Genomic DNA, 11038 nt, shown 5'->3' with positions numbered 1-11038 from the left:
TTATCCTCAACTCTTCTCGCTTCTTATACCATATTGCCCTAAAATATTAACCTAATTTGAGATTAAATCATGCTCTCTCTCTGGTTTAAGGAAGATCCAAAAATGAGTTCTTTAATCTAACTCCCATTGGCTTCCTTACAGAGGGCTACCTAATTACTGTTAAGAATTGTTACGATTTTATTGATAATTACTGCCAAAAGGTTGACGAAATTATAGGGGTTGTAGTACCATATAAGAAATAGCACCAAAGGGGCTACTGTGTCTAATGCCAAAAATAGAGGCTAAAACCACCATTGCGTCGCCCACTTGATAATTTGCTGACCAGATTTTAAAACTGGCGATGCACGATTTTTCAGTAATTTAGGGTCCTTCCAAATTTACCCTCTTGACAAAAAACCAAATTTCTGCTACAGACTCAGACAGCGATAATCCCAAAAATTGACTTAGCACTCCCCAAACCTATAATTTTTAACACTGATGAATATTAACTACCTTTTGCCATTTCTAAACATGGAGAAATCGGCAAAGTTTATCGGTCGGGAATAGATAAGGCTTCCCATGTTTGTGGTGCTTTAGAAGCAATTGTTAAGGAGTTAGAATCTGGTTATCTGCAATTAATGACCGATATGCAGGATATTGAGCAATCTATCATCCGTCAAAAAATCATTTTGGCGCTTAAATATGGGGATAAACCTAATCTAGTAGAAATCACTCAGTTAGCTAGTAAAATTATTTCAGAAGATGTAGAAAAGTTGTTATCTCCGGTGGATAATTTCGTGTTTAATTATGGGGTTATGACGGGGATTCAGATTCACGGCCCGATGGATACTCATTGGATTTATCCCCATGATTTTTATCTAGTTAGTTCTCAGTTACCAGGAGGCAAGAAAAACCTATTTTTGTAGGTTGATAGCAGCTAACCCACGGGTGAACTGGAAAGAACTGATGCGATCGCTTTCAAAAACTCAGCACATCAGTTCTCAGGCGGCGGGAAAATTAGATATCCAAATCAGTGATATCCAAACGAGGAGCATGATCCTCGATAAACTGGCGACGAGGCGCAACCCGATCGCCCATTAACACGGTAAAGATGTGGTCAGCCTCCGCCGCATCCTCAATTTCCACCCGTTTAATGCTGCGAGTTTCCGGGTTCATCGTTGTGTCCCAGAGTTGATTCGGCATCATTTCCCCCAACCCTTTAAACCGTTGGATGGTATAATTAGCATTATCGGGGAACTCAGCCAATTGTTGCTGCAATTGTTGCTCATTATAGCAATAGTAGTGATTGCGTCCCCTTTCCACCTTATAAAGAGGCGGACAGGCGATATAAATAAAACCCTGATCAACCAACTCTCGCTGATAGCGATAGAAAAAGGTTAACAGCAAAGTCCGAATATGAGCGCCATCAACATCAGCATCAGTCATAATGATCACTTTGTGATAGCGCAACTGAGACGGGTCAAACTCCTCCCCCTTAATACCCAATCCCAAAGCGGTAATTAGTGATTGAATCTCATTATTTTTGTAGATTTTCGCATCATCGGTTTTCTCAATGTTCAGAATCTTACCACGCAGGGGTAAAATCGCCTGAGTACGGCGATCGCGTCCTTGTTTAGCGCTACCACCCGCACTATCTCCCTCAACCAAAAAGATTTCCGACTCTTCCGGGTCACGGCTGCTACAATCTGCCAACTTTCCTGGTAACGGAGAAGATTCTAACACAGATTTGCGGCGCACCAAATCCCGCGCGCGCCGTGCTGCTTCCGCCGCCTTAAAAGCCTGAATAGCCTTCTCTAAAATGGCATCAGCCACATTAGGGTTAAAATCCAGAAACTCAGTCAGAACCTCGCCGACCAGGGAATCGACAATTCCGCGAACTTCGGTATTTCCCAGCTTAGTTTTGGTTTGTCCCTCAAATTCCGGGTCAGGAACCTTAACAGAAATCACCCCAGTCAAACCTTCCCGGACATTTTCCCCCCCCAGGTTAGGCTCATTATCCTTAATCTTATTACGCTTACGGGCGATCGCATTCATGGTGCGAGTCAGAACAGTTTTCAGCCCTTCCAAATGGGTACCACCATCAACGGTGCGGATATTGTTAGCAAAACCCAAAATCGTGTCGCTGTAGGCATCAACACACCACTGTAGAGCCACTTCCACCTGAACATTATTGCGTTCACCAGACACATAAATAGTATCTTCGTGGAGAGCCTGCTTTTCCCGGTTCATGTAGGTAACATATTCCTTAATGCCCCCCTCGTAACAGTAACTCTCAACCTTAGCCTCTTCCCGTTTGAGTAACTCCAGCCTGTTATCGGTGAGAGTAATGCGTACTCCTGCATTCAGATAAGCCAGTTCCCTTAAACGGCTGGCAATGGTATCATATTCAAACTCTATCCCCGTGGTGAAAATCTTGGTATCGGGTTTAAAGCAGACAGAAGTTCCAGTTTGGGTTTCTTTGCTAGAGTGTTCCTTTACTTCTGTGACCGGAACCCCTCGCTCGTAGCGTTGAACGTATCGTTTGTGGTCTCGTAATACTGTTACTTCCACCCATTCTGATAGAGCGTTCACAACGGAGATACCCACCCCGTGTAAGCCGCCTGATACCTTATAGCCACCGCCGCCGAACTTTCCTCCTGCATGGAGAACAGTCATTACGGTTTCTAGGGCTGATCTGCCAGTTTTGGAGTGGGTGTCAATGGGGATACCTCGACCATCGTCAGTTACTCTGACGGAGTTATCTGGGTTGATCTCAACTTCGATGTGCGTGCAATAGCCAGCTAACGCCTCATCAACGGAGTTATCAACAACCTCATAAACTAAGTGGTGAAGGCCGCGCGGTCCGGTAGAACCAATATACATCCCCGGACGTTTGCGGACTGCTTCAAGACCTTCAAGAACTTGGATCTGGTCTGCTGAGTACGTGCTGGTCATCTAAAAACTGCTCCAATAATGGCGCTGAAGCCCAGGGGCTTCAAAAATGATAAATATAGCCAAAATTGTAACACAAAAGGGTTATAGACGAGATTAGGGCAGGCTAAATTAAAGTTTGGATATGGGATATACCAATCATACAATCGACGATGAGCAACTTTTCACTCCTCCAACTGGGGTGATTGTGGTTTGTGGCGCGACGGCTACGGGAAAATCGGGTTTGGCGTTAACTTTGGCTAAACGCCTGGAAACGGTGATTCTCAGTGCGGACTCACGCCAAGTATACCGGGAGTTTGACATCGGAACTGCTAAACCTACTTTAGCAGAAAGGGAACAAGTCCCCCATTATCTGATTGATATCTGCGATCCGACGGAAACCCTAACTCTAGCAGATTATCAGGATCGGGCTAATCAGTTAATTGGCCAATCCCATATATTAGCGCCACGGGGTAAGCCTTTACTTCTGGTGGGAGGAACTGGGTTATATATTAAGGCGATCGCCGCTGGTTTGAAAATTCCCAGAGTTCCACCACATCCCCAATTGCGATCGCAACTCACGGCTTTGGGTCAACCTTTCGCATACAGCCTTTTACAGCAAGTTGATCCTGTCGCCGCCCAAAAAATTCACCCTAATGATGCTGTACGCACCCTCAGAGGCTTAGAAGTTTATTATGTCACGGGACAAACCATCTCAGCCCAACAAGGAGAAAACCCCCCTAATTACCCGATTTTGCAGTTGGGTCTAACCTGTCAAGACCCACTTACCCTCACCCGTCGCATCTGCGATCGCACCGAGGCTATGATAGAATCTGGCTTGGTGGCGGAAGTGCAACGTTTAGGCGATCGCTACGGTCAAGATTTACCCCTATTGAAAACTTTAGGCTATCAAGAGATTAGCCAATACCTAGCTGGCGATATTACCCTCGCCACCGCCAAAGAATTGACAGTTTTGCATACTCGCCAATTTGCTAAACGACAAAACACCTGGTTTAAGGCTATTCCTCAAATTCACTGGTTTGATGCTGATAGTACCAACTTAATAGACCAAGTTTGGGAAACTATTAACCGTTTTTTAACTTATCATTAACCTATAGAGATTAAAGCCCCTCACTCACCCTAACTTGAGGATAAATGAGGAGTAACTTGGAAAACAAGGAGAGAATTACATCACCCTCCAATTGTATCACAAGTGATTGAGTTTTAGTGGCGGACAAACAGATTCACTAGGCTATAAGTATTTTAGCCCACTATATTAGCTATCCGCCGCATCAGAAACATCCTCAATAGTCCGTTGTGCAGACTTTTTAGCCTCTCCCACCTTTTCCTTAACCACATCGGTAGCATCTTCTAATTGTCGTTTGGCTTCCTTAGTCATATCTCCACCTTCCTGCTTAACTACATCAGCAGCATCTTCTAATTGTCGCTTGGCTTCCTTAGTCATATCTCCACCTTCTTCCTTAACTACACCCGCAGCCTCTTCCACCTTAGTCTGTACTTCTGCGGCTAGGTCTTCAAGTTCCTGACGAAAATCACTCAAGTTTTCTGCTACATCTTCCTGATACTGATCCGCTTGTGAATTATTGTAACTAGCAGTTTCAGTGTTGCTACAAGCTGCTGTCACCAATAGTAAAGTCACCGCCATTAACACCGTCACCAAATGATCTAATCTCAGAGACTTCATAAAATCAGACAATCGTTTCATCAAAAAACCCATTAAATTAACTGCAATTGTAGACAAAAAATAAGTTTATCTATCATTTAGAATCACAAATTATGGGCTATTTTGTATCTATCATAAGGTAGAAATTTGGTGATTTTATAGGTATTGATACCCGCGATTGTCTTGATACCTAGCGGGAAAATCTAACTATGTCAATTCCTCCCGTAGCTATAGCGATCGCCATGACAATTGAGAAACGGCGTGATACATACCCTGTAGATAATCTGCCATTTCCTCTATTTCTAAAGCCACAATACTATAGTCCAGTAAAACTTGACGGGTGGGGGTTTCATCTTCGCGGTTAGCAAATTCGATTAAGCGTTTTTGTTGTAGACCCTTGAGGTAAAGCTGAAACTGTTGCGATGGCGTAACTGTATCGGGAATAGGGGGGAGAGGACTTTGAGATTTTAGGGAAGTTTCCAATTGTGACAACCCCAAATCAATGCGACTGACAAAGGTTTCTAATTCTGGGTGAGGGTCTGTACCACTAAAATCATTTAATTGGTCAATTAGAACAGTGATAGCGCGACTGAACCGAGTTAAGTTAGTCATCAGAGTTAAAGCTATTTCAATTTGGAGTTGGGAAGTTTGCGGGTCATCAATGAGTTTTTGTAGAGAAATTTGGGCGTTAAATTGAGCGAGTCTATTCTGGTGGCGCTGTTTATTGATAGCCTGATAATCGGGAGATTTATTAGACAAGTAAGACATCATGACTATCTGGAAATAATCCCGACTACAGCTAATAGCATTAGTGGCTAGTCTCCAGAATTGTTGTTCCTGGCGATCGCGAAATAGAAAGAATGCAGCCATAAAAGCTAACCCAGAACCAATTAAAGTAGCAATCACTCGCAGAGTCGCGATCCAAGCATTCTCAAAAGTTCGGCTTTGTTCGAGAGTTACAGCATATACAGTAATCAAAAAAACGGCTACTCCATAGTTAAACCTGAGTAAGGAGAAAGCCACGGAAACGGACACAATAGCAATGGCTTCTAAGCCTGCTTGGGTGTAAATAAACACAGTTAATATAGGGGTCATTAACGCACCCAAAACTGTGCCTAAAATTCGTTGAAAAAAGCGGCGAAATGTGCTACCAAAATCATGCTGTAAAACCAATAAAACAGTTAAACTAATCCAGAAGCCTCTGGGGATAGATTCAATAGTAGCGATCGCCACTGCTACTGATGTAGCAATAGCTAGTCTGAGTCCATGACGGAAGATAGCAGAATCGAAACTCAAGTTATCTAACAGAGGTTGAAACCAGGGTTGATCACCTTTTTCTAACAATATAGTTATTTCGGATAATTCCGAGTTATTTTCTCCTGGAATAGTAGTGGGTTTCATTTCCTCGACGACTAAATAGGTTCTTTCCAGTAGAGAAATCAACCTATTTAAGGCTTCGACTAACCGGACAAGAGAAATTAAACTCACATAAGCATCTACCTGATTACCAATAGTTTGACGTTGAAAAGATTGTTGTTCATCTAGGGCTTGGGTAATTTGTTTGAGACGATCACAGTTGAATTTAGCTGGTTGATTGCGGATTTTTTGGACTAAATTTTCCAGGTTAATGACTATTTCTTTAAAAGCCTCATTTAACAATATTTTTACGGTGATATTTTCGGAATTTTGTCGATGGATTCCCGATAACTTAATTAAGGTAGAGATAGCGGTCATCAAGTATTCAATATCTTGAATCAAGATGACTGCAGCTTGTCCGATTTCGGAAGTACCTCGGCGACCTTGGCGGTTGATGACTAAAGCATCTTTAGCCAGTTGTAGTTTTTCTCGCCATCCTTTAACTTGCTGTAATTCGGAGACAGATAGACTGGTAGAATTACTTAAAACTACTTGTATATAATCAGCGATCGCCGTATAACAGTCAGCTATGGCTTTTTTGAGGGGGAGATAAGGTTGTAGGGGCCAAAAAATGAACCATAAAGCGATCGCCCAAATTCCTCCCACCAAACCAATCAACATCCTTTCTCCGGCTACTATGATATCTCCTGGGGGAGTATGAATAGTAAACAGAAATAAAATCCCAGTCACAATTCCCGTCATTATCCCAGGATGTCCGTAAACTGCAGCATATCCTACCGCAAACATCCACAAAAAGGTCATCAGTAATTTTAGCCAAATAATATGGGATACCAAAGTTCCCAAACCAATAGCTAAAAGACCTGCTAACAGGGTAGCGATCGCTGTTTTTGCCCGAATTTTATAAGGGCCACCAACCGCACCCAAAATAAAAAATACTCCTGTCAAGCCTATATAAAATCCCGTCTCTGGATAACCCATTAACCGACCGATTACTAGGGGAAATGCTAAAGCTATACCCGCGCGAATACCTCGGTATGCTTCGATGGTCTTTTCAAATTTCAGCAGAAAATTAAACAGGTGATTATTTGCTAAATTCATCGGAATATTTACTCTCAGGAATACACAATAATTTTTGAGATCATAACTCCGTGATGTCACTAGCCGGAACAGGTCGAGAAAATAAATAACCTTGGGCGGCTTCACAACCGAGTTTTTTCAGCCAGTGGAATTGTTCGGGTGTTTCCACACCTTCAGCAATTACATGAAGTTTCAGTAATTTACTTAAAGCTATAATGGATTTGGCAATCACCTGGTGGCGGTCACTCAAATTGGCGGGACTGACAAAAGAACGGTCAATTTTGAGACTATTAACAGGTAACTGATGCAAATAGCTAAGGGAAGAATAACCTGTGCCAAAGTCATCAATACTTAAACCAATACCTTTGGCTTTAATTTGGTTGAGTAAATCACAGGTTTTTTCAATATTAGCCACTAGCATACTCTCGGTAATTTCCAGGACTAAGCTATTCTGTTTCAAATTATAATTATTTAGCACTTCGTCAAGTTGTTCTAGTAAAAAAATATCTAATTGTTTAACGGAAAGATTCACACTCATCTTTAAAAAATGGTGGGGAAATTGATTTTCCCACTCGGCTAATTGTTGACAAGCTGTGTGTAATAACCATCTCCCTATAGGTATGATTAAACCAGTGTTTTCGGCAATGTTAATGAAGTGACCAGGAGCTAAAAGACCCCTTTCCGGATGCTGCCAACGTACCAGCGCTTCTAATCCCTGAATCCTCTGGTTTTTGATATTTACAATAGGTTGATAATATAAAACTAACTGATTGTTTTCTATGGCTTTGCGGAGGTCATTTTCTAGGTGCATTTGTTGGACAGCTTGGAAGTGCATCAGCGGGTCAAAGATAGCATATCTCCCCCGTCCTTCATGTTTGGCTCGATACATGGCTAAATCGGCATCCCTGAGTAAATCTTCGGCTTTTTCGTGGCGGTTTGTCCGCACAACTATGCCAATACTACTATTCACAAATACGTCTCTTTTCCCTACTTGTAAAGGTGACGATCGCAGACTTTCTAAAATTCGTTCCGCTACCCTTGTCGCCTCATTGGTCGCCTCTAAATCTTCTAAGACAATCACAAATTCATCCCCTCCTAAACGCGCCAATAAATCAGTGTCTCTGACTAGATTTTGGATGATTTTTGCCACTAATGACAGCATTTTATCGCCAATTAAATGACCTAAGCTATCATTGACAACCTTGAAATTATCTAAATCTCAAAACAGGATGGCTAACTGCAAATTAGGATTATTTTTAGCTCGCTTTAAAGCCATGTCTAGGCGCGCCATTAGGTGATTCCGGTTGGGAAGTCCGGTTAAGCCATCATGGAGGGCATCATATTTTAACTGTTCTTCTGCTTGAATGCGATCGCTAATATCCCTAGATGTACTCTGTAAATGTCTGACCTCTCCTTGGTCATCTAAAATCACTTTGGTGAGAGTTTCTAACCAGATATATTGTCCATTTTTTTGGCGGATTCGATAAATTATTGGACGAGATATTCCCGGTAAAATATTTAGGGAAGATTCCAGAGATACCGGATATAATTGGTCTGGTTGTAAAATATCAGTGGGATTTTTGGCAATCAGTTCCTCTGGGGTATATCCTAGCAATATTTCACGGGAGGTAGTCACATATAAATAACTGCCATCAGCAGCGTGTAAAACAACTTCTTGGTTAAAGTTAAAACGGCGATCGCGTTCTTCTGAGTGAGCCACATCTACCATTAAATCAAGTTGTCCTTCCTCCAGTAATTCTAGGCATTGATTCCACTCACAGGGGATATACTGCAACTGCCAATTTTGCCTCCTTGCTATAGGGTTAAGTAAATCTACCCAGAACCCCGCAGGTTTACCACTTTCATCAATAAAAATCTTGGGTTTATTTTCATATATCCCCACGCGAACTAGATTCTCTGTAGTTGTAGCCGGGGCAGCATACACCCCTAACTGCATAGATATAATTAAGCAACTACTAAACGCTGCAACAAACTTCATTTTCTGGTGATTCATTTTAATTCAGTCTATCATATAATAGATAGTAGCAACCCCATACCAAAATCTGCCCAATCTTCTGCCTAGAGACCAATAGTTGACAGTTTACCCATCCCCAGGAATAATTAATCACTATCAATTACCTCTGGTTACATCTGTTGAACCCAACAGTTAGCCAGAAACAACCTTGTTGGTGTTGAGCAATGGCAATTCTGGAAGCCATCAAAATCGGCTGTCAAAAAATACAACCTTCCCAAACAACAGAGCAACCAACCAGGTGGCTATGGCGTGATTTATCGTTTAAACTAGAACCGGGCATACAATTAGGCTTAGTCGGTGCGACGGGAACCGGAAAAAGTTTATTATTGAGAGCGATCGCCTGCCTTGACCCCCTAGGGGAAGGAGAAATCAGATATTTAGATCGCTCCCTGAGCGCCTGGAATTTGCCCCTGTACCGCTCACAAGTCATTTACCTACATCAACGCCCCATCATGTTCGAGGGTAGTGTAGAAGCCAACCTAAAGGCAGTCTATCAACTGGCGGTTAACTCCCACCGTAGCTATGACCCTCACCGAGTCGGAGACCTACTCGAAACCTTCAACCGACACCCGGAGTTTCTCTACCAACCCGCCGCCAACCTATCAGGGGGAGAAAGTCAAATTGTGGCAATTATCCGATCGCTACAACTAGAACCCACCCTTTTATTATTAGACGAATGTACAGCATCTTTAGACCCGGACACCACCCAAAAAGTGGAAAAGGCGATCGCCTCCTGGTTGGCGGCGAACCCTCAACGCGCTTGTATTTGGACTAGCCACGACCCCCAGCAAATTCAACGAGTTACCAATCAACAACTTATCCTTTCTGAATATGTCGGATGATTACCTTTCCCTCAGTTATGGACAACTAGGCGCATCAGTTTTATTAATTATCATCAACGTCGCCCTATCCGTACAATTACGCCTAGGCTTAGAACGCTCCCTCGCCATAGCCTCACTGCGTTGCGTAGTACAATTATTGTTGGTGGGCTATATCTTAGAATGGTTATTCGCTCTGGATAACCCCTGGGTAGTATTAGCGATCGCCCTATTAATGGCAGCCATAGCCGGAATATCAGCAGTAAACCGAACATCGCGCCGTTTTGCGGGAATCTATTGGCGGAGTTTACTGTCAGTATTAGTATCAGCCCTTTTAATCACCAACCTATCAGTCATCGGCATCATTCAAGTACAACCTTGGTACAATCCCCAATATTTAATCCCTCTGTTGGGAATGATCCTCGGAAACACACTAAACGGAATTTCTTTAGGCTTAGACAGGTTTATGGAAGGAGTCGTCAGTAACCGTAATGGCATTGAAACCCTACTCGCCCTAGGTGCTACCAGGTGGGAAGCCAGCCATAAACAAATTCAGACCGCAGTCCGAACCGGCATGATACCTATGATTAACTCTATGATGGTTATGGGTGTAGTTAGTTTACCCGGTATGATGACTGGTCAAATTTTAGCCGGAGCCAGCCCCCTTGATGCTGTACGCTATCAGATTGTGATTATCTTTGCGATCGCCTCCGCCAGCGCCCTCGGAACTCTCGGAGTCGTCATACTAGCCTGGTTAGCCCTATTCAGTCCCAGTCACCAACTCCTAAGCGATCGCCTTGATCAGATCACCAAAAAATGAGCAGTTGTTATCATGGAACGACTATCACCACTTCTGAAATCTCCTAATTTTGTGTTACGTGAATAGACGATAGCTTGAAAGCCCTGTGGCTTTAGCCCAGGGATGAAAAGCAACGGCGGCTTTAGCCGCATTCTTGCGCCAGATATGCTAATATAAGGGAAAATGATTGTACTTGAGTTCAAAGCACGGGTAAAGCCTGCCCAGGCTACCGCTATAGACGACGCTATACGGACGGCTCAGTTTGTCCGTAATAAGGCGTTGCGCTATTGGATGGATAGCCAAGATGTCGGCAAATACGACCTTAGCAAACTCTGCAA

General features: G+C 43.0%; 9 protein-coding genes and 1 pseudogene. 4 read left to right on the top strand and 6 right to left on the bottom strand.

All coding sequences use genetic code 11. The features are described from left to right. The first annotated feature begins 500 nt into the window (after window positions 1-500). Complete coding sequence (locus tag ACTIE0_RS20280; protein WP_160162552.1) at window positions 501-905, top strand: hypothetical protein; 405 nt, start codon at window positions 501-503, stop codon at window positions 903-905. Window positions 906-996: 91 nt separating this feature from the next. Here the strand turns inward: ACTIE0_RS20280 and gyrB are convergent, their stop codons facing one another. After that, window positions 997-2934 carry a DNA topoisomerase (ATP-hydrolyzing) subunit B gene (gyrB, locus tag ACTIE0_RS20275; protein WP_006623560.1) on the bottom strand — a complete coding sequence of 646 codons (1938 nt, stop codon included), beginning with the start codon at window positions 2932-2934 and terminating at the stop codon, window positions 997-999. 121 nt (window positions 2935-3055) lie between these two features. Here gyrB and miaA point away from each other — a divergent pair, with 121 nt between their 5' ends. Continuing rightward, window positions 3056-4021 (top strand): tRNA (adenosine(37)-N6)-dimethylallyltransferase MiaA, encoded by a 966-nt coding sequence (miaA, locus tag ACTIE0_RS20270; RefSeq protein ID WP_006623559.1) that lies wholly within the window; start codon window positions 3056-3058, stop codon window positions 4019-4021. 165 nt (window positions 4022-4186) lie between these two features. On the opposite strand, the gene ACTIE0_RS20265 is transcribed toward miaA, so the two are convergent. The 5 genes and pseudogenes from ACTIE0_RS20265 to ACTIE0_RS20245 form a co-directional block, all read right to left on the bottom strand. Next, window positions 4187-4636, bottom strand: a complete 450-nt coding sequence (locus tag ACTIE0_RS20265; protein WP_228116408.1) for a hypothetical protein — start codon at window positions 4634-4636, stop codon at window positions 4187-4189. Between the two features lie 186 nt (window positions 4637-4822). Continuing rightward, window positions 4823-7069, bottom strand: coding sequence for an FUSC family protein (locus ACTIE0_RS20260; protein ID WP_439516962.1), 2247 nt, complete (start codon window positions 7067-7069; stop codon window positions 4823-4825). 40 nt (window positions 7070-7109) lie between these two features. After that, window positions 7110-7898 (bottom strand): putative bifunctional diguanylate cyclase/phosphodiesterase, encoded by a 789-nt coding sequence (locus tag ACTIE0_RS20255; protein WP_338085933.1) that lies wholly within the window; start codon window positions 7896-7898, stop codon window positions 7110-7112. A gap of 9 nt (window positions 7899-7907) precedes the next feature. Further along, a pseudogene (locus tag ACTIE0_RS20250) lies at window positions 7908-8255 on the bottom strand (diguanylate cyclase domain-containing protein); the annotation flags it as partial. 12 nt (window positions 8256-8267) lie between these two features. Then, on the bottom strand, window positions 8268-9047 hold the full coding sequence (locus ACTIE0_RS20245; RefSeq protein ID WP_235677615.1) for a transporter substrate-binding domain-containing protein: 780 nt from the start codon (window positions 9045-9047) through the stop codon (window positions 8268-8270). A 200-nt stretch (window positions 9048-9247) separates the two neighbouring features. On the opposite strand from ACTIE0_RS20245, the gene ACTIE0_RS20240 reads away from it, so the two are divergent. Then, complete coding sequence (locus tag ACTIE0_RS20240; protein WP_006669312.1) at window positions 9248-9925, top strand: ABC transporter ATP-binding protein; 678 nt, start codon at window positions 9248-9250, stop codon at window positions 9923-9925. Then, the gene (locus ACTIE0_RS20235; protein WP_006669313.1) at window positions 9915-10721 is read left to right on the top strand and encodes an ABC transporter permease; all 807 of its coding nucleotides are present in this window, start codon (window positions 9915-9917) and stop codon (window positions 10719-10721) included. The genes ACTIE0_RS20240 and ACTIE0_RS20235 overlap by 11 nt, the downstream gene beginning before the upstream one ends. Window positions 10722-11038 lie beyond the last annotated feature (317 nt).

The sequence above is a fragment of the Limnospira sp. genome, assembly GCF_051859755.1.
GTDB lineage: Bacteria > Cyanobacteriota > Cyanobacteriia > Cyanobacteriales > Microcoleaceae > Limnospira > Limnospira fusiformis.
Note: the sequence above shows the minus strand (reverse complement) of the source record. Positions and strands in the feature narration are given on the sequence as shown.